The following is a 26,025-nucleotide window of genomic DNA, read 5'->3' on the forward strand; positions in this document are numbered from 1 at the left end:
TGGGGGATATATCGGGTTGTGCCGTGCGGCAACCTATGGGGGGAGTGTGAGGGCCAAGACGACCTGATACGCCCGCGACACAGAGCAAGCGAGATACATATGACAAGCATAAAAAAGCCCAGTCCTGAGACTGGGCTTTGGAATTTGGCTCCCTCGACAGGACTTGAACCTGTGACATACGGATTAACAGTCCGCCGTTCTACCGACTGAACTACGAGGGAATTGGCTCCTCCTACTGGACTTGAACCAGTGACATACGGATTAACAGTCCGCCGTTCTACCGACTGAACTAAGGAGGAATTGCCTGTCTCGTTGAGACGGTGCGGATATTAATAGCCTGTTGACCGAGTGTCAACCCGCGACCCGACGCAAAAATGGAATATGGGCCTGTTTGCCCAAAACTTGGTCGTTGTGGACTATTTTCAGCACAATCAGCAGCTTGAAGTGGACCTTTGCCTGCCACTTTTTCGTTTTGACACATCCGTGACTGGCCGCCCTCAATGGCGAGTCACACGGGTGGCTCGTTGAATGGCGGCGTATTGTGCCAAAGAAATGAAACCATGACGCAGACTCGGCAGGATGCGGTGTGGCTGATCGGCGGAGCGTGCTGGGCACCATCAAAATTTAGTTAGCAGGCGAAGTGAAAGATCGGCGTAATGGTGAGAAAAGTCGGGGATATGTGAGAATAAACGGCAATTTTGCGTGGTAACTGTCATTCATTGATCCCACCCATCGAAATATTTCATCGGCTGAGGTATGGTTGCTCAGGATACCATCGCCGTGTCGACAGCTCTGCCGGCCCTTGATGATGATCGGGCGCCGGTTCAATCCGGCCTTTGTCTCCCTCTTCTGGTATTACGACATACATGCACAACCAAGCTCCTTTGCAAAGCGTGAAGCTGGCCATTGCTTTACGCCAATCCTGTATTGATGAACCTTATAGCCTTCCCCGCTTTGGTCGCGATCTGATCGCTGGCATCACGGTCGGCATCATCGCCATTCCGCTGGCCATGGCACTGGCCATTGCCAGTGGTGTGCCGCCACAACATGGTCTCTACACCGCCATCATAGCCGGCATCGTCATCGCCGTGACCGGCGGCTCCCGCTTCTCCATCTCGGGACCGACTGCCGCCTTCGTGGTGATCCTCTATCCGGTGGCCCAGCAATTTGGCGTGGGCGGCCTCTTGATGGCGACCCTGATCTCGGGTTTCTTTCTAGTGGCCATGGGGGTGGCCCGACTTGGGCGCCTCATCGAATATATTCCGCCCTCGGTAACGCTGGGCTTTACCGGTGGTATCGCTATCGTGATCGCCACCTTGCAGATCAAGGATTTCTTCGGTCTGCATATAACCGAGATGCCAGAGACCTATATTGGCAAGGTCGAAGCGCTGGTCCATGCCCTGCCAAGCTGGCAATGGGGAGATACGCTCGTCGGGATTGCGACACTGGCCGTGTTGTTGCTCTGGCCACGGCTGCGGTTGCCGGTTCCCGGTCACCTGCCCGCCGTACTGGTGGGGGTGGGACTGGGGTTTGGTCTGCACTATTTCGGGGTTGATGTGGCCACTATCGGTAGCAAGTTCAGCTATACCCTGGCCGATGGCACTCAGGGCATGGGGATCCCGCCCATAGCCCCGACCCTGGTGATGCCGTGGGCTCTACCCGGGCCGGATGGTTCACCGGTTGAGTGGAACCTTGCCGCTATCGAACGCTTGCTCCCCGCCGCATTCTCCATGGCGATGCTGGGAGCCATCGAATCTCTGCTCTGCGCCGTGGTGCTGGACGGCATGACCGGCCGCAAACACAGCTCCAACGCCGAGCTGGTGGGGCAGGGGCTTGGCAACATAGTTGCCCCCTTCTTTGGCGGCATCACAGCTACCGCCGCTATTGCCCGCTCCGCCGCCAACGTGCGGGCGGGGGCGACCTCTCCCATCTCCGGCATAGTGCATGCGCTGGTGGTGCTGGCGGCCATCCTGGTGCTGGCGCCCTGGCTCTCCTGGCTGCCGCTCTCGGCCATGGCGGCCCTGCTGCTGATCGTCGCCTGGAACATGAGCGAGGCGCACAAAGTGGTGGAGCTGGTACGTCGCGCCCCCAAATCCGACGTGCTGGTGCTGCTGGTTTGCCTATCGCTCACCGTCATCTTCGACATGGTGATTGCCATCACCTTCGGGGTGATCCTGGCCTCACTCCTGTTCATGCGTGAAATCGCCAAGATGACCAAGCTGCACGATCTGGCGGATCACAAACGTTATGCCCACGAAGTACCGTCAGACGCCTTGCTCTACAAGATCAACGGTCCCTTGTTCTTTGCCGCCGCCGAGCGGGTCTTTGGCGAGCTGGTGGCCCAAGTCAAGGGACACAAGCTGCTGGTATTGCAGATGGAGGCCGTTTCCATTCTGGATGCGGGGGGCCTCTCCGCCTTCCTGCAATTTGAGAAGCAGATGGCCAAGGCCGGGGTGCAACTGCGGGTCGCTGAATTGCAGTTTCAGCCGCTCAAAACTCTGGCGCGCGCCAAGGTGCGTCCCGTACCCGGTCAGCTGGAGTTTTATGGCTCGCTGGAAGAGGCATTGAAAGGCGAACACAGCCACGAACAGCCGGCAACATGATCAAATGGGATGCAGGAGTGACAAGATTTTGCACAGTTGGCTCGGTTCTTGAGCAAACAGACTGAAAACCGCAAAATTGCGTTGACCACAAGATACTGCATCCCTTACATTACGCCCCGTCGCCGCAGCATGACCAGCAAGCGATGGTGCAACTCAGGCACCTGAAAATGTGAGAAAAATTTGGTGAGGTGTCCGAGTGGCTGAAGGAGCACGCCTGGAAAGTGTGTATACGGCAACGTATCGAGGGTTCGAATCCCTCCCTCACCGCCAAACGAAAACCCCAAGTGATTTAATCACTTGGGGTTTTTCTTTGTCTGAATTTTTTGATATGTCGTTCAGCAGGCCATTACATTAGATGTGGGCTGGTATGCGACCTCGTTGAATTACTCTGGATAATCATCATTGATGCGCAAGGGGTTTAAACCCACTGGCTTTTATTATCGATTCTCTCTGTGCGTTGTAGTTCGCGCCATTGGCGTGGCGAGTAACCGGTCCAACATTTGAACTTGCGACTGAACACTGCAATATCGGCATAGCCTAGGTTCAGTGCCAACTCGGTGATACTGAGCCGGCTGCACTGCAAATATTGCTGAGAAATTTCCAAACGAGTGTCCTGCAAGAGTGTGTTAAAACTGCTGCCCTGCAGTTTAAGACGTCTTTGTAGTGCGCGGCTGTGCAGGCCAAGAGCGGCGCTGACCCTTGAAACAGTGCATTCGCCACTGGGTAGCAAGCTGTTGATAACATCGCGAACTTGCGCTTGCAGATTGTTGGGATAATGGGCTTCAAGGTATTGGATCCGCTGTTGAAAATACTCGCGGATCAGCGTTTCATCCGGACGCGGCTTGAGTACCAACCAACTGGCTGGGAAGCGCACACCATTCATATGACTGTTGAATATCGGCTGATCGCCGCCTGACCATGATCCCGCTGTCGGTTTCGCCTGCTGCAGGTGTAACTGAAGTTGCGGACTTGTATTTCCTGCCAGATAGCGGACAGCACTATGGAGCTGGGCGCAGCTCAATTGCATCAGTTGCACTAAACCCATGGGGCTACTGAAATCAAAGTCGATGTGAAACTCCACTTGATCGTCATGGTGGTGTTTTATCAGACGTGAGCCGTGGGCATGCAAATGAAGGTGTTGGCCAGCAAAGGCCAATGCCTCTCCGAGACTCGGCTGCTGATGGCTGGACAAGGCCAATTCTCCGAAGACCAGCTGATTCTGGCCGACCGCCAGTCGCAAACCGAACCGTGGCTCTTGGCAAAGGTGGGCGCTGATATCCAATAGCGTCGCCAAGTTAGGATAAGCCAAGTAGGTATTGGGCTGGCGTAATTGAGCAGGGCTGAAGCCTGCTTGATGCAAAATCTCGACGGGATTTTTGCCCAGCTGGCTGACAAGTTTCTCGAAACCTTCAATAGCACCGCTGCGTATTAAAAACATGACATATCGCTCGTCCTCTAATAACACACCTAGATCAGTCACTAGATATCAAATGAGTGTCATATATTGTCAAGTTATCAATGACCTTTCCTGACTAAAATCATTTTCGCTGCGGTTTTTGGCGGCACCATCAACAACTACCTTGGAGAAAATGATGAGCGATATACAAAATGCGGCAATGGAACTCTTGATGACCATGCAAGCGGGTCCTGTGGTGGCACGTGACGATGCGCGCGAGGCGACGTTGCTGCTTGATGCAGACCTACCTCATGTGTCTCTACCAGATGGTTCAACCCTGCAAGTGTTGCATGTAGACCTCAATCAGAATCTGTGGATTGTACGCAACAGGTTCAAGCCAGGTTTTTGCGTAGACACTCACTACCACACGGGGCCGGTCTATGCGGTCACCCAGTCGGGCGAGTGGTTCTACCAAGAGTATCCGGACAAAGTGAACAAGGCGGGTTCCTATCTGTTCGAGCCAGCTCATTCGATCCATACCCTGACCGTTTCCCCGGATGCCAAGGAAGATGCGGTGGTCTGGTTTGCCATCTTTGGCAGCAACGTCAACATCAATGCCGAGGGTAATGTGGTCAGCATCATAGACGCCAAGAAGATCCTCGCCGCTTACCGTGCACTCTGCTCATTGGAAGGCAAGAGCTGCGACAAAGTCATCGTGATTGGCGAATAAGGGTCCCAATGAGCCACTTGACCACCGCGTTTGTTATCGGTGCAGGCGGCTTCATCGGCCGCCATCTGGTACACCAATGGTGCATTGCCTCGCCAACGCCGCTGGGGTACTGGCTCCCAGGAGTTTGCCCCACTTTTGTGGTGCGGGCACTGGCTCCAACGCTTGAGATTGTCGGGCACTTGCTGAGACAGCTGCAGCGCCCCTTGATCACGCGGCAGGCTTATCGACTGACAGGTGGACCCAATGTGTTTTCCACTGAAAAGAGTCGGTGCCTGCTGGGCTATGCGCCGGTAATGCCCTTTGAGGTTGCCATGAAGGAATTGGAGGCGCATTTTTCCACCCGTAAGGGCCAGCAAATATTGCAAGCATGACGTATTTCGCAGTTTTGCTCAGGCTTGCCTTTGCATAAAAAAAAACACAAGAGTGCAACACATGAAGAATTGGCAGTATGGGGCTCCCAAGAGGGCCTATATATCCGGCGGTGGCAGTGGCATAGGTTTGAGCCTCACCAAAGCCTTGCTGGCCGATGGCGCCAGTGTCGCGCTTTTTGACTTGCAAGTCAGCGATGAAGTACTTGAGCAATTGCGCGATCTTTGCAACGGCAACCAGCAAGTTATCGTTTTGTTAGTGGATATCACAGACCCATTGGTGATAGAAATGGCCATAGGCAAGGCTGTTGCCAAATTGGGTGCACCGGATTTTGCCTGTAATTGTGCCGGTATTCTGCGCACTGCCGTGTTCACCGAGATGTCTTATGCCACCTTCGAGCAGGTGATCAGAGTCAATTTGCTCGGTAGCCGAAATTTCTCAGCCGAGGTACTAAAACACATGGAGAGGGGGGGACACCTGGCGCTGGTGGCATCACTTTCAGGGGTAGTCGGCAGTTATACCCAAGCGGCCTATGCCGCGTCCAAGTTTGGTGTGGTCGGACTGGCTGAGGTGTTACGAACTGAACAGAAGCTACTGGGCATAGATGTTTCCGTAATATGCCCAGGCGAAATACAAACCCCACTGCTGGCTTATGAACGTCAGCATGGTAACCCCATCACCAAGACACTGAATGAGTTTGCCGGTGTCCTCTGTGTTGAGGACGCCGTGGCCGGGATCCTTGCTGGACTGAGAAAGCGCCAGTTTATGATTACTCCCGGTTTCAGGGCCAAATTCACCCGGGCGCTAGCACGCAAATGCACCGGCTTTTTTCACTGGCTGGTTGATCGCAATCTGGCCAGAGCCTATGCCCAAGAACAGAAACAGACTCGTCAGCGGGCCCCATAACCCTAAAACGAGAGCGAAAACTATAGGTAATGTTTGTTTACCCAGACCCTGTTTGGCTCTGTTACATCAAACGGGGGTGCCAGATGATTCGGCGCTATGAGTGCCCCGGACTTTCGGGGAAGTTACCGAGTGACACGACTTGCCAATGATGCTGACTGGAAGGGAATGGTGATGAGCAGATCATCACGCTTTCTATTCGTTCCGTTCACGCCGCGTTGGTTTGGGAAACAACCCTCGTGGAACCTGCTCATGAGTGAGCGTGATAGCGGGCAGTTGCAAACTCTGTCATGAGCAAAAAGTTGCGTTCATCTTGGTCTCAATAACCAAGAGTGCAATGTTTTGTAGGGATATATTCCAATTACGCAACTAATTGCGCCATTAAGATGGGTGGCGAATGTGGGTTGTAGTTAACTGGTTGTTTTATATGTGGAAAATGTTTGGCATGGTCACTGCTAATAGATTTGGTCGAGTGCTATCTCATTTCACCAATCTATCAGGAGTATACCCATGCCAACTCCATGTTATATCAGCATCGAAGGTAAAACTCAGGGCAATATCACCGCCGGTGCCTTCACTTCCGACTCCGTCGGCAACATCTTCGTACAAGGTCACGAAGACGAAATGCTGGTACAAGAGTTCCAGCACGTTGTCACCGTGCCGACTGACCCGCAATCCGGTCAGCCTGCTGGCCAGCGTGTCCACAAGCCGTTCAAGTTCACCGTCGCGCTGAACAAAGCCGTGCCGCTGATGTACAACTCCCTGGCCTCCGGCGAGATGCTGCCGAAAGTGACCCTGAAGTGGTACCGCACCTCCATCGAGGGCAAGCAGGAGCACTTCTTCTCCACCGTGCTGACCGATGCCACCATCGTCGATATCGACTGTCAGATGCCTCATTGCCAGGATCCAGCGAAGTCCGACTTCACCCAGTTGCTGCAGGTCTCCTTGGCCTATCGCAAGATCGACTGGGAGCACACCGTTGCCGGCACCTCGGGGGCAGACGACTGGCGCGCGCCGCTCGAAGCGTAACGGGACACACAAGGGCACTGCTTGCGGTGCCCTTTTGTCATCTGCGTATTTGACGAGTACCTGCAGTCGCTTGTTATCCGCATTTCCATCCAGCGATTTTTTCTTATGTCTGTTTGCTCTGCGCAAGCGGGCACAAGAAAAAGGACGAGTTCACGTCTTGCCGCACGCCGTCAAGGGCGTGCGGTAGCCATGGTGTCAGAAACGCCGGGGCGATGGCGGATTTCTCACACGGTTTGAATGGCTCCCGAATGTGCGGGGCCGCATGACATCTCAGGGGCGTTCACCGATGGCCGACAGCACAGGATTACAATTTACCGTCAAGGTGGGGGTGCTGCCCGAGAGCACCTTCGTGGTGGCGGAGTTTGCCCTGGAAGAGGGGCTCAACCAGCCATTTCGCCTGCGCCTCGAGCTGGCAAGCCCCGAGCCCGACGTGGATTTCGGCGCCGTGCTGGACCAGCCCTGCGAGCTCTTGGTGTGGTACAACGGCGAGCTGCAGCGCCGGGTGTGCGGGGTGGTGAGTGACTTTGCTCAAGGGGACAGCGGCTTTCGCCGTACCCGTTACCAGCTGCGGGTGCAACCTGCCCTATGGCGGCTCTCTTTGCGTCAGAACTCCCGTATCTTCCAGGCGCAGAAGCCCGACGAAATCCTCTCCATCCTCTTGCAAGAGCACGGCATCACCGACTACGCCTTTGCGCTCAAGAACGAGCACGCCAAGCGGGAATACTGCGTCCAGTATCGGGAGAGCGACCTCGACTTCGTCAATCGCCTCGCCGCCGAAGAGGGGCTGTTCTACTTCCACGAGTTCGAGCAGGGCAAGCACAGGGTGGTGTTCGCCGACGACGCGGCGGCCCTGACCGCCGGCCCCGAGCTCTTCTTCAACCTGGGCAACCGCTCGCTGGAACAAGGGCCCTATGTGCGTCAGTTCCACTACCGGGAGGCGGTGCGCCCCTCGGATTTGGAGCTCAAGGACTACAGCTTCAAGACCCCGGCTTATGGCCTCTCCCACCAGAAGGTGGGGGCGGAGCTCTCCCATCAGCGCGACAGCTACCAGCACTTCGACTACCCGGGCCGCTACAAGCTGGACCCGAGCGGTAAGGCCTTTGCCCAGCACCGACTCGATGCCCTGCGCAACGACGCCGTCACCGGTAGTGGCAAGTCCAACTGCGCGGCCCTGCTGCCGGGGCAGACTTTCGCCCTTACCGAGCACCCGAACGGCAGTCTCAATGCCGATTGGCAAGTGGTGCGCGTCAGCCACACCGGATTGCAGCCCCAGGCGCTGGAAGAGGAGGGGGGCAGTGGGCCCACCGTCTATTACAACGAGTTTGGGGTGGTGAAAGCGAGCACTACCTGGCGGGCCCGTATTGGCAGCCAGGAAGCGCCCGACAGGCCCATGGTGGACGGCCCGCAAATCGCTATCGTGGTGGGCCCGGAGGGGGAGGAGATTTACTGCGACGAGCACGGTCGGGTGAAGCTGCAGTTCCCCTGGGACAGATACGGCAGCTCCAACGACCAGAGCTCCTGCTGGGTGCGGGTGAGTCAGGGCTGGGCGGGCGGTCAGTACGGCATGATGGCCATCCCGCGCATCGGCCACGAGGTCATCGTCTCCTTCCTTGAAGGGGACCCGGACCAGCCCATTGTCACGGGTCGCACCTTCCACGCCACCAACAGGCCGCCCTACGAGCTGCCGGCCCACAAGACCCGCACCGTGCTGCGCACCGAGACCCATCAGGGGGAGGGCTTCAACGAGCTGCGCTTCGAAGACCTGGCGGGCCAGGAAGAGATCTACATCCACGGTCAGAAAGACCTGAACCTGCTTATCGAGAACGATGCGGCCTGGCATATCAAGCATGACGAGCATAGGGACATCGACAATGAGCGGGTGACCCGCATCAAGGCCAATGACCACCTGACGGTAGAGGGCGAAAAACGCGGCCAGATCAAGGGGGACTATTCGCTGACGGTGGATGCGTCCATGCACCAGAAGTTCGGGCAGAGCTGGCTCACCCAGGCCGGCCAAGAAGTGCATGTCAAAGCCGGTGCCAAGGTGGTGCTGGAAGCGGGATCTGAAATTACCGTCAAGGTCGGCGGCTGCTTTATCAAGGTCGATGGCGGCGGTGTCACCCTGGTCGGCCCCACCATCAAGATGAATTCCGGCGGCAGCCCGGGCTCGGGCTCCGGTTGGGCGGGCAAGTCTCCCATCGATCCCCAGGGGGTTACCGTGCCTCCCCCACCCAAGGTGCCGCTGAGCCCGGCTCAGCTCGCCACCATGAAGAGTGCGGCTCCTTTCTGTGAGGAGTGCGAGAAGTGCAAGGAGGGGGCTTGTGAGATCTGAGATCATCTCGTTACCCGAGTGGGTCGGCACACACAGCTCATTCCCTCTGTATGCCGTGCTGGCGGGGGCCAGCGATGCCGCCCCCTTGCAGCACTACTACCAGCTGGATGGCCGTCATACCCCCCGTGGCCTCTATCTCGGCACTGCCTATGCAGACTGGCACCCCGTCATGCCCTATCTGGTGGCACTGGATGAGGGCAGTGCCTTTCTGGAGTGGGCGTCCAGCACCTCGGCCCGTGATTGGGGATTTCTGCTCTCTACGGCGCAACCCGCCGACACACTCTATGCCCATCTGCAAGGGCTGACCCAGATCCTGCACCAGGGGGAGGCGGTGTTTTTTCGTTACTGGGATGGCGTTTACCTGGCGTCGATCATCGAACAACTGGGGGATCGCTTTACCTCCCTGTTGCCCGAGTTGCGTGAGCTCTGGATCTGTGGCAGAGCCTTTGAATGGGCCCCTTCAGAGCCCTTGGCGCCACGCCCTTTCCCTTGGTGGAGCCTGCCCAAATCGTTGGCCGCGGCGCTGGCGAAACGAGATCCAGCCCCCCTTGTCAACAACCTGATGCAGCAGCTTGCCGATCAGAATGGCCAGCTCTACTGGTCCTTTCCCGAAGCCAATTTACGACTCAAGGTTGCCCGCTTTGTCGCACGCAATCCCTTAAGTGATTCCGAATTATTCCCGGCGCTTGAAGCTGCGCTGTGCAAAGAGGTGCAAGCATGAACAATGCCGGCCAAGCCGTCTTCAATCAGGTACTTGCCGACTATCGCAATGCCCTGAAAGAGTACCGCAAGGATGCGGAGAGTTTCTTTCTCGGCGACATGCTCGGCATGGACATGGAGCAGACCATCAAGGTCGGCGACAAGACGATCAAAGCCTCATCCAGCAGCAGTAAAACCCAATCTGTCGTAACCCAGTGCCCGCTCAGCGGCACTTTGCGCCTGGTCCATCTGTTCGAGTCTGTGCGCTTCATCCCCATTGGAAATACCCCTTACAAGGTGGAAGCCGGCAACATGAGCAGAACGGGTTTCATCCCCGAGGCCGTGGTCAAGGAGGGCAACCTGGATGCCAAGGGCATTGCCGAGATAGGCAAGCTCACCCCGGGTAAATCCTATCGGGTGACCTTCTATCCCAATGTGAAGAAGAGCGATCTCGATGCGCTGTTTGCATCCTATGCGCCGGTACAAAAAGACCTCGAAGCTTGGCTCACTCAGGAGTGGAACGGCGAACACAAGGCCGCCTGGGGCCGTTACAGCACGACCGGTGCCGGATTTGGCAGTCATTCCCTGGCCGCAGCCAGCGGCATTGGTAAAGCCCTGGTCGGGGTATGGGATGATCTCAAGACCATCTACGAACTGCTGGCCGATCCGGTGGGTAATGCCAAGAAACTGGCCGAGTTCGGCGTCGATGCCGCCGCCATGGCGGAGGCGGGTGCCTCCCAGATGGAGGCGGCCATGCTGGTGCTGCAGGATGAGGCTCTGCTTTATCTCTATGCCTATGCCCTGGTGAGCTGGGTCAAACTGCTGCCGCCGGATCAGCAGACCGAGTTTGGCGCCCAGGTGATCGCCTCTGTGCTGATAGACGTCATCGTCGGTGTGGTGCTGACTGGCGGCGCCGGCCTGGCGGCCCGTTACGGTGCCAAGACCGTCTCCATGGCCAAGAACAGCGATCGGGTGATGCGCCTAGTGACCTCTCTGGTCACGCTCTCCAAGAAGCACAATCTGGCCCAGCATGCCCAGACCGCCAAGAAGGTACTGACGGCCGGTGTGGCCAAACTCAATCCGGCCAAGAAGGCCGATCTCAATCTGGTAGGGGATGGCAAGGTCCTGACTCAGGTCGAGCAAGCGACGGCCGCCAAGCGAAAATTCCAGTCTCATACCGAGGTCCAGCAGGTCAACAGTACGCCGGATGTGTCCACACCGGCAAAAACGCCATCCGGTCAATCCAGCCAACCTGAGGCACAGACCTGCAAGAACAACTGCCCTGTCTCCATGGTGACAGGAGAGGAGTTGCTGGCGCTGGAAGATGCGCTGCTGCCCGGCCTGCTGCCCTTTACCTTTGGTCGCCTCTACCGAACTTCGGCGGTAGAGCAGCACTGCGGTATGGGACCTGGCTGGAGTCACTCTTTGGCACACCGGCTCGAACGCCGCGGTGAGACCCTGATCTGGCGTGATAACGAGTCGTTAGCCGTCGAGCTGCCGCTGCCGTCGACAACGAAGCCCATGATAACCAACCGGGTGTCGGAGGCGGCAGCCTACCTGGGGGATCAAACCGATGAGGTGATCCTGGCCAAGGCCGGCTCCCCCTTCCTGCATTTTATCTGGCAGGGAAATGAAGGCCGATTGACGGCGATGTCGGATGTCTATGGCAATCGCCTGACAGTGCGTCCGGATGCCGAGGGTCGCCCCTGCTGGGTTGAGCACGATGGTGGCTTGGCCCTGCGACTCGTCTACCAAGAAGGTCGTCTCACCGCCATCGAGTTGCAGCGATTCGATGGCATCAACTGGCAGCCGCAGGCCACCCTTCAGCGCTATCACTACGATGACGCTGGCCATCTGGTGGCCGCCGAAAATGGGGCAGGAGAGAGGGAGCATTATCGTTATCGCAGCGATGGGGTGATCCTGGAGCGTCGTCTCGCGGGTGGGGCCGGTTTCTTCTGGGAGTGGGAAGGTGAGGGGAGCAGCGCTCGCGCCATCCGTCACTGGAGCGACGTCGCCCGCTTCGATGTCAGCTATGGCTGGGATGATGACAAGGGAGAGGTGACCGTCAACAACGCCGACGGCAGCCTGGAGGTCTACCAGCATGACAGCAATGCCCGCCTGGTGCGCCAGCAGGATCCGGACGGTGCAGTCACTGAATTTGTTTACAACGACAAGGGCCAGAAGGTGCTGGCTCGCGATGCCCTGGGGGGCGAGACCCGGTATCAGTATGACGATGCGGGTTTGCTCTCCCTCGAGGTTGCCCCGGATGGCAACCAGACGGCCTACAGCTACTGGGATGGCCGTGTTCGCAAAGTCGTACAAGGGGATCGTGAGTGGCGTTTCGAGCGCAACGAGCAGGGCGATGTGGTTGCCAGAGTGGATCCCCTCGGTCGGCAGACCCGTTATGGCTACACGGCACAGGGCAAACTCAGCTGGGTGGCGCAACCCGATGGCAGCCGTGTTGAACTGGTCTGGAATCGCCTTGGCCAACTGATCGAAGAGAGGGGGGGCGACGGCGGCATCACCCGTTGGCGCTATGATGAACGGGGTCGCCAGATCCTGGTGCGCGACCCGCGCGGGGCCATTACTCGCTATGAGTGGGATGCCGCCGATCGCTTGCTGGCCGTACATCTGCCAGGCGGTGGTAGCCGCCGTTTCGAATACAACCCTTATGGCAAGGTAACGGCGCAGTGGGATGAGCAGGGGCGCGAGACCCGTTTCGAATATCATCCGGGCCTGCATCTGGTGAGCCGGCGTATCAACCCCGACGGCAGTGAACTCAAGTATCGCTACGACAATACCAAGCTGTTCCTGAGCGAGATCGAGAATGAACACGGCGAGCAGCACCGCATCCACTACGCCCCCAACGGGCTGGTTGAGCGGGAAACCGGTTTTGATGGCCGCACCACCGCCTATCGCTACGATCTCAATGGTCACCTCGGTGAGAAGGTGGAATTTGGCAGGCAGGGGACAGAGCTGGTTACCCGCTATGAGCGTGATGCCATGGGGCGACTGCTCAGGAAGCTGCTGCCGGATGGCCGTGAAATCCAGTTCTCCTATGACCAGCATGGCCAGCTGACCCAGGTCCATGATGGCGTCTGGCCGCTTGCCTTTGAATATGACAGGGGCGGCAATCTGGTTGCCGAGCATCAGGGGTGGGCTTCCAGCTACTTCCAGCACGACGTCATGGGGCAGCTCGCCCAGTGGCGGCTGCCGGACGGCAATCGTCTCGATTACCACTATCTGAACGGTGCCTTGAGTGGCGTCGATCTCAATGGAAATGAGCTGACTCGTCACCAGATGTTGGCCGGGCTGGAGATGCGCCGCCGCCAGGGGGTGCTGACCCAGCAATATGAATACGACGAGCAGGGGCGTCTGACCGCCTTGCGCCTGCAGCGTGAGCAGCGGACCGCCCGTGAGCGGCGTTACGGCTATGACCGCACCGGTAACCTGCTGCAGATCAATGACAGCGTGCAAGGGGAGCAGCGCTACCGCTACGACCCGCTGGATCGGTTGCTGGAGGTGCGCGGTGAGCTGACCGAACGCTTCCTGCACGATCCGGCGGGCAACCTGTTGAGCCAGACTCAGGGGGCTCAATTCGAGCCTGCGAGAACCCAGGGTAACCGGCTGCTGTTCAGTGGCGATCGCCACTTTGAATATGACGAATTTGGTCGTCTGGCCGTCGAACGACGCGGCAAGGGCCAATCATTGGTGACCCGCTATGAGTACGATTGTCAGCATCAGCTGATTGCGGTCGAGCTTCCTGATGGCAGCACAGCCCGCTACGACTACGATGCCTTTGGTCGCCGCATTCGCAAGACGCTCAATGGGCAGAAAGGGCAGGGCGCCGAGCTGGTGACCGAGTTCTTATGGCAGGCCAACAATCTCATCGCCGAGAGCCGCAGCGACGGCATCTATCGCAGCTTTGTCTACGAGCCGGGCAGCTTCAAGCCGCTGGTACAGCTGGAAGGAGAGGGGGATCAGGCCGAGGTTTATCACTACCAGCTGGATCATCTGGGTACTCCCTTGGCCCTGACTCATCACGACGGCCACACCGCCTGGCAGGTGCGTTATCGCGCCTATGGCAACGTCTGGAAGCAGGAGCTGGCCGAGGTAGAGACCCCCCTGCGCTTCCAGGGCCAGTATTACGACGAAGAGACTGGGCTGCATTATAACCGTCACCGTTACTATCAGTCCGACACTGGTAGATTTATCACCCCCGACCCGGTGGGATTATTAGGCGGTTTGAATTGCTATCGTTATGGTCTCAATCCTCTTCGTTGGGTCGATCCATTGGGTCTTACGGGGGTGGATGGTGTATGTCCAGATACTAATTCAGTGCTAAAGAAGCCAAATAATACGGCTAATGCAGTGAAACCTGATGACATACCGATGACTCAAAATAAATATGATGAAGTCATCAACTTGGAGCGTGGTAATCGACCGGAAAATCCACGTTCATATCTTCCGGATGAATATGTTAGTGCTCATGGAAAATTATTTGAAGACCAGGGGGGAGCTTTCTTTTCATTTGGTGATTGGTGGAGTAAGGAATATAGGTCACTTCCCGCTAATAAATTTGTTGGCTTGCAAAGTGAAATGGAAGATATTTTCAATAAGGCAAGTGCCATATCAGATAGAACGGATAGAATGCGCTATCTTGATAGAGCTCTTGCATTAGGCGTTGGTGATGATGCACATGTTTTAGCTAGGCTGGCTAAAAAGGATATATATTATATTCGCATTAAACCAGGCGACAGTCGTTTTCAATACAATATGCCGACAGGTAATGAAGGTGGTGCATATCCAAATCAGTGGGTGCCAGGAGGGAAAACTAAAGGAGGAACACGAGAGTCTGTTCTGGTAGGTTCTGAAAATGTGCATCATGGTGGTAGTATGGAAGAAATGGCCAACCTGTTTGGTTCTTGGGAGAAACTGTGATGTTGCAGGCTAGATATAGAGATAATGAATTTGTTGAAAAATTCATCGCGAACCCAGTTTCCTTTTTTAAAGGAGAGGGCCGGTTCCTTTATAGAGATCGAGATAGAGATATTCATCAATATGGAGCTTCAATGTCCCTACTATTAGGGGAGTATGTAAATAAAAACCTGATATCTATGAGTGAGTTTGTAAATGGTTTCTCGGTTTTTGTTTCTTCGTTAAATACTACTCGCCATGATCTTTATCATTTTCTGTGTAACATATTAGCATTCAATCGATGTATGTATGATGATGGAGAGATTGATCGTGACTTATTTATACCAGGTGGCCCTCTCCATACAGTATCCAAAAAGTATTTATCACGTATTGATGATGACTTTTCTCAGGAAGGTTTTTTTAATGACATTAACAATGGTTCCGAGCCTTGTTATGCTATAAATAGATTTTATCCTCAATCTGGTGGCTGTTTGTTATTAAAACATAGGCTGAATGAGTTAGTTAGAGGAGGGTGAATCTTATTGCAATAAAAGTCTTTAAATTCTTGGGGGAGTATACTGCTGGGACACTGAGGTTTTTTATTTATGAATTTGCACTTATTAGATGTAAGAGCAGGGGTTTATTTGTAACGTTTATATAAAAGTCATTCTTTAATTCATCAGAGATATAAATGAATAAAAAAAGTATCTTGCTGGCAATTGCTACAAGCTTGCTTGCTGGTTGTGCCACTGCTCCTATGACAAAACAGGAGCTTCAGCAAGCCGCCCGGCAGGGCCAGGGCAAGGCGCAATATGAGCTGGCCAATCGTCTGGTTGCCAAGCCGGATTATCCAGAGGCCATGCGCTGGATGAAGCAGGCCGCGGAGCAAACCGGGCCTTTGGCGGCGGATGCCGATATTCGTGGTAAGGCGGCGCTGCAGGTGGGGAGCTGGTATCAGGCGGGACTGGGTGAGCCCAAGAACCCCAGGCTGGCCCATGACTGGTGGCAGCGTTCGGCCAAGCTGGGCAATTGGGACGCCAGCTATCAACTTGGCAAGGAGTGCCAGCGTCAGCACCAGGATAAGCTGGTGAGCGCGTGTCTCGACTGGTTCGAGCAGGCTGCCAAACGGGATCATGCTGGTGCTCAGTTGGTTCTGGGTGAGTGGTACGCCAGCCAGCCCGACGCCGATGCCGATGCGGTTCAGTGGCTGGAAAAGGCCGCCGAGCAGGGGAATCGTGACGCCCAATATCGGCTCGGCCTGCGTTATGAGCAGGGCAAGGGGGTGAGCAAGCGCCCCGACCTTGCCCAGCGTTGGTATGAAAAGGCTGCCGCCCAGCAGCAGCCGGATGCCTTGTTGACTCTGGCTCGCCAAGCAAATACGACAGAGGCGTTTCCCCTTTATCAGCGTGCCGCCAATGCGGGTTCGCCATCAGCTCAGCTGTGGCTGGGGCAGGCCTATCTGGCGGGTGAACAGGTGCCTCAGGATCTGGCGCTGGGCCGGTACTGGCTGGAGCTGGCCGCAGGCCAGGGCTTCCATGAGGCCGAATACCAGTTGAGCCTGCAGCAGACGGATGCGGTTGCCCGTGAACATTGGCTGACCCTGGCCGCCGCGGGTGGGGTGAGTCAGGCTCAGCTTGAGCTGGCAGTCTTGCAGCAGGAGAGGGGAGAGCTGAAGGCGGCTCGCCAGAGCCTTTCCCTTGCCGCTGGTGAAGGCAATGTGGATGCCCGCTATGCCTATGGTGAGATGCTGAGGCTTGGTCTGGGAGGCAAAGAGGATTATGCGCAAGCCCTCAAACAGTATCGATTGGCTGCCAACGCCCGTCATAGATCGGCCCAGTATCGCATGGGGATGATGCGTGAGCAGGGATTGGGGGCGCCTCGCAATCGGCTGCATGCTTATGCGTGGTATCTGCTCGCGGCTACGGATGGTAACAATGATGCTACCAAGGCGCGTGATGAGCTTGAGCAAGGCATGACAGAAAAGGAAAAGAGTGCCGGTCAGAAACTGGCTCAGCACTGGTTTACTCAGTAGCAGAAGCCAATAGGGTAGACCATCATGTTGATTTGTATCATTAAATGATTTGTCACTTGGTTAATAAAATGAAACTTGTCAAAAGGCTTTATTGAACATTAACTTTATTATTCCCAGTGTGCAGATAAGGCTATCCATTACGAATGTCTATCATCAATGCCAGAGAGGTTTTACGTCATGCGCCAATTATTGACGTCAGTGGTGTGTGGCTTACGTAATTTACTGTGTCAGCTTTTGTCGTGTCCGCGCGCAAATAAACAAATTTAGTTGCTTTTTTCATATTTGAATTTTTCTTTAATTTTTTATTTCACATATCAAGCAGGTATGCTGATTGTTTTAATTTTTCTTTTGCGGTTGATTGTAAGTTGTTGTTTTTATTGTGTTTTATTTGTTTTTTGTAGAAATTTATTAATGTCGTGTTGACGTGGGTAAATATATAAATATACCATTTGTCGCAAATGGCACATAAGCCAAAATGACCTCTAACAAAGAGTAGAGGCGATCGGGTTGTTGTTATAGATAACAAGACGCATATTGCGCTTTTGATTATTAGAGCTTTTGCTTGAATGTGTCGAAAGTGTGTCGTCAGCTAATGAACTTATCACTGAATCTTTCGATGGTTCGGTCAACTGTCATTTTTGACAGTTGTTGGTAAGGGCGTTGGCTATAAGCTTTAGGGTCTTGGTTGACCCTTAACTTGGTATTTAGAGCATGGGAAAAGGAATTGATGGCGCCACTGTTGCGCCCAAAGAACGCATCAATATCAAATATGTACCGGCAACTGGTGGTCAGCAGGCGGAAATAGAACTTCCGTTGACCATGATGGTGGTTGGCAATATGAAGGGCCGTACTGAGGAAACCCCTCTCGAGGAGCGTCAGACCGTCTCCATCGACAAGAATAATTTCTCTTCCGTCATGAAAGAATCAGCGCTGGAACTGCAGTTTTCCGTTCCCAATCGCCTGGAGGAAAACAGCCAGGACGAGCTGCCGGTTTCGATCAAAATCCAGTCTCTGGAGGACTTCACCCCTGACCGCGTGGCTCAGCAGGTACCCGAGTTGCGCAAGCTGCTGGAATTGCGTGAAGCCCTGGTTGCACTGAAGGGACCATTGGGAAATATTCCCTCCTTCCGCAATCGTTTGCAGGATCTGCTGTCCAGTGATGAGGCTCGTGAGCAGTTGCTCAAGGAGCTGGATTTGATTAAGCCTGCCGAGTGATCGGCTGGTTGGATTGATTGACGAGAAAGGAATAAAACATGTCTTTGGTCGAAGAACAGGTTCAAGCGGGGGCGAGTGCCGTCCCCTCGTCCTTGCTGGACGAAATCATGGCGCAGGCTCGCATCACCCCGGTCGATGAAGGCTACAGTGTCGCCAAGCAAGGCGTTGCCGCCCTGATCGCCAATATCCTTGATAACGGTACCACAAGCGATCCTGTCAACAAGGCGCTGGTAGACAGCATGATTGTCGAGCTCGACAAGAAGCTGAGCAAACAGATGGATGTGATCCTGCACGCCAATGCATTGCAGGAGATGGAGTCTTCCTGGCGTTCACTCAAGTTGTTGGTAGATCGCACAGATTTTCGTGAAAACATCAAGATCCAGGTGTTGCATGCGACTAAAGAAGAGTTGCTGGAAGACTTCGAGTTTTCACCCGAAATTACCCAGTCTGGTCTCTACAAGCATGTTTATTCCAGCGGTTATGGTCAGTTTGGCGGGCAGCCCGTCGGTGCCGTGATTGGTGATTATGCCTTCACTCACAGCTCACCCGATATCAAGCTGATGCAGTATGTCAGCGCCGTCGGCGCAATGGCTCACGCTCCCTTCATATCCTCGGTTGCACCTGCCTTCTTCGGCGTTGACAATTTTACCGATCTGTCCTCCATCAAGGATCTCAAATCGGTCTTCGAAGGCCCGTCCTACACCAAGTGGCGTGCACTGCGCGAGTCGGAGGATGCCCGCTATCTGGGTCTGACCGCCCCGCGTTTCCTGGCACGTTTGCCGTACGATCCGACCGAAAATCCCATAAAGGGTTTCAATTATCAGGAAGATATCAGTTCGGATCATGACCACTACCTGTGGGGCAACACCGCCTATCTGATGGGAACCTCCCTGACCGACAGCTTCGCCAAGTATCGCTGGTGCCCGAACATCATAGGCCCGCAAAGCGGTGGTGCCATCCATGATCTGCCGGTGCATGTGTATGAGGCCATGGGTCAGCTGCAAGCCAAGATCCCGACCGAGGTGTTGATCACCGACCGTCGTGAATATGAGTTGTCAGAAGAAGGTTTCATCACTCTGACCATGCGCAAAGACAGTGACAATGCGGCTTTCTTCTCTGCCAACTCGGTGCAAAAACCCAAGGTGTTTCCGAACACCAAGGAAGGCCGGGAAGCGGAAACCAACTACAAGTTGGGCACCCAACTGCCCTACATGTTCATCATCAATCGCCTGGCGCATTACATCAAGGTGTTGCAGCGTGAGCAGATTGGCTCCTGGAAGGAGCGTCAGGATCTGGAGCGTGAACTGAATGGCTGGATCAAGCAGTATGTTGCCGATCAGGAGAATCCGCCGGCAGACGTCCGCAGCCGTCGTCCGCTGCGCGCAGCCCAGATCAAGGTGCTGGACGTAGAAGGTGAGCCGGGTTGGTACCAGGTTGCCATGGCCGTACGCCCGCACTTCAAGTACATGGGAGCCAGCTTCGAGCTGTCTCTGGTGGGTCGACTGGACAAGGAATAATGCCCGATGCCGTATCTCTCTTCCTGGGATAGAGGAAATGCGGCCAGTCTGTTTGATCGTATCCGGGGGGAGGGACTTGCTTCCTCCTCCCGCACGGAATCTGAGGAATTGATTGCATCTGTCAAACGGCAGCTCGAGCAGGTCCTCAATACCCGTCCCGGTAATTGCCGCAGTGCTCCCGAGCTGGGTGTCATCGATCTCAATGACGCCACTCAGGGCAGTGCGGACATCAAGGGGCGGATCCGTGAGGCGATCCGGCAATGTATCCGCCATTATGAACCGCGGATCATTCATGTGGATGTGCGTTCACCTGACCATCAGGCGAGTCCGCTTGAGATGTCGTTTCTGGTGACGGCCCACGTGAGACTGGAGCATATCGAGCACGTTACCTCGTTTAACGTCCATATGGACAGTCACCGTCACTACCGCATGGTCTGATCAATGTCGCTGGAACATTACTTCAGGGATGAGTTGGCATTTTTGCGTCTGCAAGGGCGCGAATTTGCCGATGCCTATCCCGAACTCACCCGTTTTCTGTCGGAGCAGAATACCGACCCGGATGTGGAACGCCTGCTGGAAGGCTTTGCGTTTCTCACGGGCAATCTGCGCGCCAAGATCGAGGATGAGTTTCCCGAGCTGACTCATGGTCTGCTCAATATGCTCTGGCCCAACTATCTGCGCCCCGTACCCAGCATGACCATCATGCAGTTTTCGGTCATTCCGGGAGCCATCGCCCAACCGGCGCTGGTCAGGCAGGGCTGTCAGCTCGACAGCCTGCCTATCGATGAAGTGACCTGTCATTTTCAGACCTGTCACGATACCTGGGTCTATCCGGCAGATGTTCGCCATATTTCGGCGCAAAGTGGTAACGATCTCTCCACCATCTCGCTGGATATCGCGCTGCATGCCCCCTTGCCACTGAGTGAACTGCAGCTGGACAAGCTGCGTTTTTTCCTCGGTGGCGACAGCTATACCGCCTATGAGCTCTACTTCTGGCTATCCAACCAGCTCTCTCATATCGAGTTGGAGATCGATGGCAAGCGCTTTCGTCAGGAGGCCAAGGCACTCAAATCGGTTGGCTTCGAGCGTGACGATGCGCTCCTGCCCTATCCGAACAACGTTTATTCCGGCTACCGGATCCTGCAGGAATACTTCTGCTTTCCGGAAAGCTTCCTCTTCTTTGAACTCTCAGGCGGCGAGTGGCCGACGCAGCCGCTGCCGGTCAGTGAATTCAAGATCCATTTCTGCTTCGATCGGCCCCTGCCAGCTGAGCTCAAGATCCGCCCCGACTCCTTCATGCTCAACTGCGTGCCGGCCATCAACTTGTTCCAGCACGACAGCGAGCCCGTCAACCTCAATGGCCGTCAGGCGGAGTACCCGCTCAAGGCGAGCTATCGCCATGCGGACAGCTTCGAGATCTTCTCGGTCGATGAGGTCGAGGGCTGGGTCGAGGGCAACCTGGGGCGCTCCCGCGGCACACCGCGCATCTATCAGCCGTTTGAGAGTTTTCAGCACCAGATTGAGCGGGCAAAACACAGGTTGGCGCTTTATTATCGGGTGCGGGTCAAGGAAGCGGTCAGTGGTGACGGGTTTGAACACAGCCTCTCGTTCGTGCGCGGGGATGAAACCACTACGGTCGATCTGGACGAATCCATTTCTGTCACCCTCACCTGTACCAATCGTTCCCGCGCGGCTCGCCTCAAGGTCGGCAGCATCTGTGTGCCGACCGGCAGCGCGCCCTCGTTTGCCACCTTTCGCAACCTGATCAGGCCGACCCGGCCGCTGCGCCCGGCACTCGATGGCAGCCTGCATTGGACCCTCATCTCCAATCTTTCCCTCAACTACGTTTCCTTGCTGCGGCGGGATGCGCTGGTGCAGGTGCTGCGCACCTATGATTTTCCTGCGCTGCATGACAAGCAGGCGGAACAGGCGTCACGCAAGCGGCTGGCGGGGATCGAGGAGATCGAAACCACCCCGGTCGACCGTCTGGTGCGGGGCATGCCGGTGCGCGGGCTCAAGTCGGTACTCTCCATTCGCCAATCCGCCTTTGGCAGCGAAGGGGAGCTCTACCTGTTCAGTACCGTGCTGGCGCACTTCTTCTCGCTGTACGCCAGTGTCAACGCCTTCCACCTGCTTGAGGTGGTCAATCTCGACAACAAGGAGCGCTATCAATGGCCAGTCCAGATCGGTCAGCACTCCCTGATGTGACCTCCGCCGGAGACGCGCCTCGCTTCAACTTCTTCCAGCTGGTTGAGCTGCTCAACCGGCTGGATGGTACCGATCAGGAGCGCGGCCTTGATCATCTGCCAAGTGACGAAAATATCCGCTTCAAGGCGACAGCATCGCTGGGCTTCCCCACCAGCGACGTATTGCAGATAGGTCGGGATGGCAAGGGGCGTCATGAGCTGGAGGTGGCCTTCCTCGGCCTGCATGGCAGTCAGTCGCCGATGCCCGGCTATTACTTGGACTCGCTGGCGTGGGAATACGCGCAAGGAGAGCAGAAGCTGGGTCTGTTTCTGGACTTCTTCCATCACCGCCTGCTGACCCTGCTGCACAGGATCTGGCGCAAGTATCGCTATCACGTGCGATTTCAGGACAACGGCGAGGATGGTTTTTCTCGCCTGATGTTTGCCCTGGTGGGGCTCGGCAACGAGGCGGTCTGTCAGAGTCTGCCGGTCAACCGCGCCAAGATGCTCTCTTACGCGGGCATGCTGGCGAGCCCCAGCCGCTCCCCCGAGGTGGTGGCCGGTCTGGTGGCACACTGTTTCGATCTGGTGGATGTGAAGGTGAGTGCCTGGCAGTGGCGCAAGGTGCCCATTCAGCAGGATCAGCAAAACCGGCTGGGCGGTGCTTGCGCCACTCTGGGGGATGACTTCGTCATCGGCGACAAGGTGAACGACTGTGCCGGAAAGTTTTTATTGAAGATCAATGACCTGAGTTTTAGTCAGTTTCTCGGGTTTCTCCCGAACGGGGAGCACTTTCACGCTCTGGTGACCTTTGTCTCCTTCATCCTGCGCGACCAATTGGCCTGGGATCTGCGACTTGGCTTCGGCCAGGAGCAGGCCCGGGGGTTGCGGTTGGGTGAGGAACAGAGTGCGCGCCTGGGGTGGAGTACCTTTCTCGGTCAACCGCCGAGTGACCCGTTCGTGACCATTTGTGTGCAGGAATGAGTGCAGGAGTGAACGTGGACGATTTTAACCAGCAACTTTCCCTGGTGGTGCTCAACAGCGAGCAGCTCGACGGCAGCCAGCAGGTGCAGTACCGCTTCGACGAGATAGGAGGCACCCTCGGGTCCTCCGAGCAGGACGACTGGCAGTTGAGGGACAGACTGGGGGCCGTGATGCCGGCCCACGCCAGAATCGAGCTCAACGACGGTCGCTTTTGCCTGTGCGACCTGAGCGGTCAGACCTATATCAACGGCGCCACCTCGCCCATAGGGCGAGCTCGCAAGGTGCATCTCGAGCAGGGGGACGAGCTGATCGTCGGCCCGTTTCGGCTACGGGCTTATTTGGGGGCTATTTCCCCCGAGCAGAGCCTGCAGCAGGTGCTGGGCAATCGCCCTTCCGAGCAGCTCGACGAGTGGCTGGTCAGCGATGAGCACGGCGCTCAGGCCATGGTCGATCCGCAGGCCCTTGCCACGGACCCCTTGCTGGCATTGCAGCAAGAGCAAGTGGTGCCGTCTCCGCTGGCGGACTCTCGCCTGCAGACACCACTGCATTCACAACCGGATGTGGATGCCTCCCCTCTTGCCCCTTTTTCTGCTGTCGAGAACACCATGAACCAAGAATTTCTGGATATGCCCACCATAGAGAATCATCCCGACTACCAGCTTCCGCTGGAGGGTGTGGACCACGTGGCTCTGACCCCCTTGATGCGAGGCCTGGGTCAATCCCTGCAACTGCAGGATACCCAGCAGGCCCACGACATGCTCGAAGAGATGGGCAAAACAGTGCGCGCCATGGTGGAAGGGCTGCTGCAGTTGCAGACCGATCAGGCAGCGCTGGCAGACAAGCATTTGCGTCCCATCGAGGACAACCCGCTGCGCCTTGGTCTCGACTATGACGAGACCCTGGCGGTGATGTTCGCCGAGCAGAAGAGCCCGGTGCATCTGACTGCGCCGGCGGCGGTGGCCGAGAGTCTGCGCAATGTGCGCATTCACCACGTGGCAAATCAGCAGGCTATCGGCGCGGCGCTGGACAGCATCTTGCAGGCGTTTTCGCCAGAGGCGCTGCTCGGGCGGTTCGAGCACTACCGCCGTACCGGTGCACCGGGTGTGGCTGATGAAGGTTGGGCCTGGAACATGTACCAGCACTACTACCGCGAGCTCACCTCTGCCCGTCAGCAGGGCTTCGACAAGCTGTTCCATCAGGTCTATGCCCAGGCATATGACCAGGCCGTGCGTCAGCAACAGGGACTGATTTGATGATACGTGCGCTGATGCTGGGGGCCTGTCTGTTGGTCCTGGCCGGTTGTACCACCATGGGCAAGATGGCCGACGTGGCCATGGATCCTGACATTCAGGTGGGCAGTAATGGCGACCAGCCTTCCACGCTGGGGTTGAGCCTGTTGGCGGAGCCCGACGTCAACCCCAACGAGAGCGGGGAAGCTGCGCCGATCGAGTTTCAGGTGGTGGTGCTGGCTGAAGACTCCAAGCTGCTCGCCACCGATTACGACCAGGTGACGGCAGATGTGGAGAAGGCCCTTGGCAAGAACTACCTCGACCATCAGGACTACACACTGCTGCCGGGCCAGTTCAAGTATCTGCCTCCCATCAAGCTCGACGAGAAGACCCGTTACATCGGGGTGATCGCACGTTACGCCGATCCGGACAGCGCCGAGTGGCGCAAGGTCATCAAGGTCAAGAGCATGGGCGGTGCCTATCAAATCCTGGTTCATCTGCGTCTGGATGAAGTGGAACTGCAAAAAGAAGAAGAATAGCCATGTCGAGTCGAAATCGGGTTATCTGGCGTGAAGGGCTCTTTATCAAGCCCCAGCACTTCCAGCAACAACAAAGACATTCTGAGTATGCACTGCACGCTCGCCTGAGCGCACTGTCCGACTATTTCTATGGCTTGCAGTCGCTGGCCATCAACGAGGATTACCTGGGGTTTGGCCGTGTTGCCCTGGTGGGGGCCACCGGCATTTTGCCCGATGGCACCGTCTTTAATATTCCCAATGACGACATGCTGCCGGTACCCCTTGAAATTACCGATGCCTCGGTGGCCAACCAGAAGGTCTATCTGGCGCTGCCGCTCTCGGTGAACGGGGTCTGCGAGGTCAATCAGGGCGGCCAGGTCGCTACCCGCTTGCAGGCCCATCGCCACGATGTGCGCGACCTGCACAGTGAAGGGGGTGATGTGGTCTCCCTCGAGGTGGGGCGGGTCAGCCTGCGGCTGATGTTGGAACGTGAAGATCGCAGCGCCTATGCCTCGCTCGCCATTGCCCGCATTTTGGACAAGCGCCCCGACGGGGGGCTGGTGCTGGATCCCAACTTCATGCCCTGCAGCATCAGCGTCTCTGCCATCCCGACCCTCAAGCGTTTTCTCGGTGAGTCGGCCGGGCTGGTCGCTGAGCGGGCCCGCAGCCTCTCCCAGCGTATCGCTGCCCCCGGTCAGCAAGGGGTTGCGGATGTGGCCGAGTTCATGATGCTGCAACTGCTCAACCGGGCCCAGCCCCAGCTGTCGCACCTCTCGCGTCTTGGCACCCTGCATCCGGAGCGGCTGCACGAGGCGTTGGTGCAGCTCTGTGGAGAGCTGATGACCTTTACCGATGAGTCCCGTCTGCCGCCTGAGTTTCCCGCCTATCGTCACGATGATCAGCAGGTGAGCTTCGAGCCTGTGATGCTGGCCCTGCGTCAGGCGCTCAGTACCGTGCTGTCGCCGCGCGCCGTCTCCATCCAGCTGCGCAAGCATCAGTACGGCATCATGGTGGCCATGGTCAACGAGAGCGAACTGATTGTCAGCGCAGACTTCGTGCTGGCGGTGCGCGCCCGCATGCCTCAGGAACAGTTGCGCAAGCAGTTGCTGCAGCAGACCAAGGTGGCTTCCAGCGACAAGATCCGCGAGCTCATCAGCCTGCAGTTGCCCGGCATTCCGCTGTTGCCGCTGCCGGTGGCGCCGCGTCAGCTGCCCTATCACGCCGGTTACAGCTACTTCCAGCTCGATCGGCAAAGCCCGGCCTGGCAGATGCTGGCGGTGGGCAACACGCTCGCCTTCCACATCGCTGGCGATTTCCCGGAGCTCGACATGCAGCTCTGGGCCATTCGCAGTCAGTGATCGCATCA

19 protein-coding genes and 3 tRNA genes are annotated in these 26,025 nt (G+C 56.5%); 19 read left to right on the top strand and 3 right to left on the bottom strand.

The features are described 5' to 3' along the window. Positions 1-145: 145 nt before the first annotated feature. A tRNA-Asn gene (locus ACW5XD_RS07800) sits at positions 146-221 on the bottom strand. A gap of 2 nt (positions 222-223) precedes the next feature. Further along, positions 224-299, bottom strand: a tRNA-Asn gene (locus tag ACW5XD_RS07805). Between the two features lie 567 nt (positions 300-866). Here ACW5XD_RS07805 and dauA point away from each other — a divergent pair. Both dauA and ACW5XD_RS07815 read left to right on the top strand, forming a co-directional pair. Beyond that, positions 867-2,603 (top strand): C4-dicarboxylic acid transporter DauA, encoded by a 1,737-nt coding sequence (gene dauA, locus ACW5XD_RS07810; RefSeq protein WP_456494394.1) that lies wholly within the window; start codon positions 867-869, stop codon positions 2,601-2,603. 182 nt (positions 2,604-2,785) lie between these two features. After that, positions 2,786-2,873: transfer RNA gene (locus ACW5XD_RS07815), tRNA-Ser, on the top strand. Positions 2,874-3,021: 148 nt separating this feature from the next. Here ACW5XD_RS07815 and ACW5XD_RS07820 read toward each other — a convergent pair. Further along, the gene (locus ACW5XD_RS07820) at positions 3,022-4,068 is read right to left on the bottom strand and encodes an AraC family transcriptional regulator ligand-binding domain-containing protein (protein ID WP_456494395.1); all 1,047 of its coding nucleotides are present in this window, start codon (positions 4,066-4,068) and stop codon (positions 3,022-3,024) included. Between the two features lie 127 nt (positions 4,069-4,195). Here ACW5XD_RS07820 and ACW5XD_RS07825 point away from each other — a divergent pair, with 127 nt between their 5' ends. The 17 genes from ACW5XD_RS07825 (at position 4,196) to tssK (ending at position 26,017) form a co-directional block, all read left to right on the top strand. Continuing rightward, complete coding sequence (locus tag ACW5XD_RS07825) at positions 4,196-4,729, top strand: 2,4'-dihydroxyacetophenone dioxygenase family protein (RefSeq protein WP_456494396.1); 534 nt, start codon at positions 4,196-4,198, stop codon at positions 4,727-4,729. A gap of 8 nt (positions 4,730-4,737) precedes the next feature. Then, positions 4,738-5,100, top strand: a complete 363-nt coding sequence (locus tag ACW5XD_RS07830; RefSeq protein ID WP_456494397.1) for a hypothetical protein — start codon at positions 4,738-4,740, stop codon at positions 5,098-5,100. Between the two features lie 61 nt (positions 5,101-5,161). Continuing rightward, positions 5,162-6,004, top strand: coding sequence for an SDR family NAD(P)-dependent oxidoreductase (locus ACW5XD_RS07835; protein WP_456494398.1), 843 nt, complete (start codon positions 5,162-5,164; stop codon positions 6,002-6,004). Positions 6,005-6,511: 507 nt separating this feature from the next. After that, entirely contained in the window at positions 6,512-7,030 is a 519-nt protein-coding gene (gene hcp1 / locus ACW5XD_RS07840) for a type VI secretion system effector Hcp1 (protein WP_456494399.1), read from the top strand. Between the two features lie 286 nt (positions 7,031-7,316). Next, a complete protein-coding gene (tssI, locus tag ACW5XD_RS07845; RefSeq protein WP_456494400.1) occupies positions 7,317-9,362 on the top strand; it encodes a type VI secretion system tip protein TssI/VgrG in 2,046 nt (681 codons plus the stop codon). After that, positions 9,352-10,083: a DUF4123 domain-containing protein gene (locus tag ACW5XD_RS07850; RefSeq protein ID WP_456494401.1), complete on the top strand. Its 732-nt coding sequence runs from the start codon at positions 9,352-9,354 to the stop codon at positions 10,081-10,083. Before tssI ends, ACW5XD_RS07850 begins: the two co-directional genes overlap by 11 nt. Continuing rightward, complete coding sequence (locus ACW5XD_RS07855) at positions 10,080-15,002, top strand: RHS repeat-associated core domain-containing protein (protein ID WP_456494402.1); 4,923 nt, start codon at positions 10,080-10,082, stop codon at positions 15,000-15,002. The genes ACW5XD_RS07850 and ACW5XD_RS07855 overlap by 4 nt, the downstream gene beginning before the upstream one ends. Beyond that, positions 15,002-15,514, top strand: a complete 513-nt coding sequence (locus tag ACW5XD_RS07860) for a hypothetical protein (protein WP_456494403.1) — start codon at positions 15,002-15,004, stop codon at positions 15,512-15,514. The genes ACW5XD_RS07855 and ACW5XD_RS07860 overlap by 1 nt, the downstream gene beginning before the upstream one ends. A 221-nt stretch (positions 15,515-15,735) precedes the next feature. After that, on the top strand, positions 15,736-17,010 hold the full coding sequence (locus ACW5XD_RS07865) for a tetratricopeptide repeat protein (RefSeq protein WP_456494404.1): 1,275 nt from the start codon (positions 15,736-15,738) through the stop codon (positions 17,008-17,010). 711 nt (positions 17,011-17,721) lie between these two features. Beyond that, on the top strand, positions 17,722-18,225 hold the full coding sequence (gene tssB / locus ACW5XD_RS07870) for a type VI secretion system contractile sheath small subunit (protein WP_456494405.1): 504 nt from the start codon (positions 17,722-17,724) through the stop codon (positions 18,223-18,225). 38 nt (positions 18,226-18,263) lie between these two features. After that, on the top strand, positions 18,264-19,742 hold the full coding sequence (gene tssC, locus ACW5XD_RS07875; RefSeq protein ID WP_456494406.1) for a type VI secretion system contractile sheath large subunit: 1,479 nt from the start codon (positions 18,264-18,266) through the stop codon (positions 19,740-19,742). Between the two features lie 6 nt (positions 19,743-19,748). Next, positions 19,749-20,180 carry a type VI secretion system baseplate subunit TssE gene (gene tssE / locus ACW5XD_RS07880; RefSeq protein ID WP_456494407.1) on the top strand — a complete coding sequence of 144 codons (432 nt, stop codon included), beginning with the start codon at positions 19,749-19,751 and terminating at the stop codon, positions 20,178-20,180. Between the two features lie 3 nt (positions 20,181-20,183). Next, positions 20,184-21,950 (top strand): type VI secretion system baseplate subunit TssF, encoded by a 1,767-nt coding sequence (tssF, locus tag ACW5XD_RS07885; protein ID WP_456494408.1) that lies wholly within the window; start codon positions 20,184-20,186, stop codon positions 21,948-21,950. After that, positions 21,914-22,912 carry a type VI secretion system baseplate subunit TssG gene (gene tssG, locus ACW5XD_RS07890; protein WP_456494409.1) on the top strand — a complete coding sequence of 333 codons (999 nt, stop codon included), beginning with the start codon at positions 21,914-21,916 and terminating at the stop codon, positions 22,910-22,912. The genes tssF and tssG overlap by 37 nt, the downstream gene beginning before the upstream one ends. 14 nt (positions 22,913-22,926) lie before the next feature. After that, positions 22,927-24,165, top strand: a complete 1,239-nt coding sequence (gene tagH / locus ACW5XD_RS07895; protein ID WP_456494410.1) for a type VI secretion system-associated FHA domain protein TagH — start codon at positions 22,927-22,929, stop codon at positions 24,163-24,165. Beyond that, on the top strand, positions 24,165-24,680 hold the full coding sequence (gene tssJ, locus ACW5XD_RS07900; RefSeq protein WP_456494411.1) for a type VI secretion system lipoprotein TssJ: 516 nt from the start codon (positions 24,165-24,167) through the stop codon (positions 24,678-24,680). The genes tagH and tssJ overlap by 1 nt, the downstream gene beginning before the upstream one ends. 2 nt (positions 24,681-24,682) lie before the next feature. Beyond that, on the top strand, positions 24,683-26,017 hold the full coding sequence (tssK, locus tag ACW5XD_RS07905; protein ID WP_456494412.1) for a type VI secretion system baseplate subunit TssK: 1,335 nt from the start codon (positions 24,683-24,685) through the stop codon (positions 26,015-26,017). The last annotated feature ends 8 nt before the right edge of the window (positions 26,018-26,025 follow it).

Source organism: Aeromonas enterica (genome assembly GCF_054052465.1).

Bases quoted from the DNA above. Each gene is read 5' to 3' on its own strand.
- dauA (WP_456494394.1), top strand. From the start codon at position 867: ATGCACAACCAAGCTCCTTTGCAAAGCGTGAAGCTGGCCATTGCTTTA.
- ACW5XD_RS07825 (WP_456494396.1), top strand. From the start codon at position 4,196: ATGAGCGATATACAAAATGCGGCAATGGAACTCTTGATGACCATGCAA.
- ACW5XD_RS07830 (WP_456494397.1), top strand. From the start codon at position 4,738: ATGAGCCACTTGACCACCGCGTTTGTTATCGGTGCAGGCGGCTTCATC.
- ACW5XD_RS07835 (WP_456494398.1), top strand. From the start codon at position 5,162: ATGAAGAATTGGCAGTATGGGGCTCCCAAGAGGGCCTATATATCCGGC.
- hcp1 (WP_456494399.1), top strand. From the start codon at position 6,512: ATGCCAACTCCATGTTATATCAGCATCGAAGGTAAAACTCAGGGCAAT.
- tssI (WP_456494400.1), top strand. From the start codon at position 7,317: ATGGCCGACAGCACAGGATTACAATTTACCGTCAAGGTGGGGGTGCTG.
- ACW5XD_RS07855 (WP_456494402.1), top strand. From the start codon at position 10,080: ATGAACAATGCCGGCCAAGCCGTCTTCAATCAGGTACTTGCCGACTAT.
- ACW5XD_RS07860 (WP_456494403.1), top strand. From the start codon at position 15,002: ATGTTGCAGGCTAGATATAGAGATAATGAATTTGTTGAAAAATTCATC.
- ACW5XD_RS07865 (WP_456494404.1), top strand. From the start codon at position 15,736: ATGACAAAACAGGAGCTTCAGCAAGCCGCCCGGCAGGGCCAGGGCAAG.
- tssB (WP_456494405.1), top strand. From the start codon at position 17,722: ATGGGAAAAGGAATTGATGGCGCCACTGTTGCGCCCAAAGAACGCATC.
- tssC (WP_456494406.1), top strand. From the start codon at position 18,264: ATGTCTTTGGTCGAAGAACAGGTTCAAGCGGGGGCGAGTGCCGTCCCC.
- tssE (WP_456494407.1), top strand. From the start codon at position 19,749: ATGCCGTATCTCTCTTCCTGGGATAGAGGAAATGCGGCCAGTCTGTTT.
- tssF (WP_456494408.1), top strand. From the start codon at position 20,184: ATGTCGCTGGAACATTACTTCAGGGATGAGTTGGCATTTTTGCGTCTG.
- tssG (WP_456494409.1), top strand. From the start codon at position 21,914: ATGGCCAGTCCAGATCGGTCAGCACTCCCTGATGTGACCTCCGCCGGA.
- tssJ (WP_456494411.1), top strand. From the start codon at position 24,165: ATGATACGTGCGCTGATGCTGGGGGCCTGTCTGTTGGTCCTGGCCGGT.
- tssK (WP_456494412.1), top strand. From the start codon at position 24,683: ATGTCGAGTCGAAATCGGGTTATCTGGCGTGAAGGGCTCTTTATCAAG.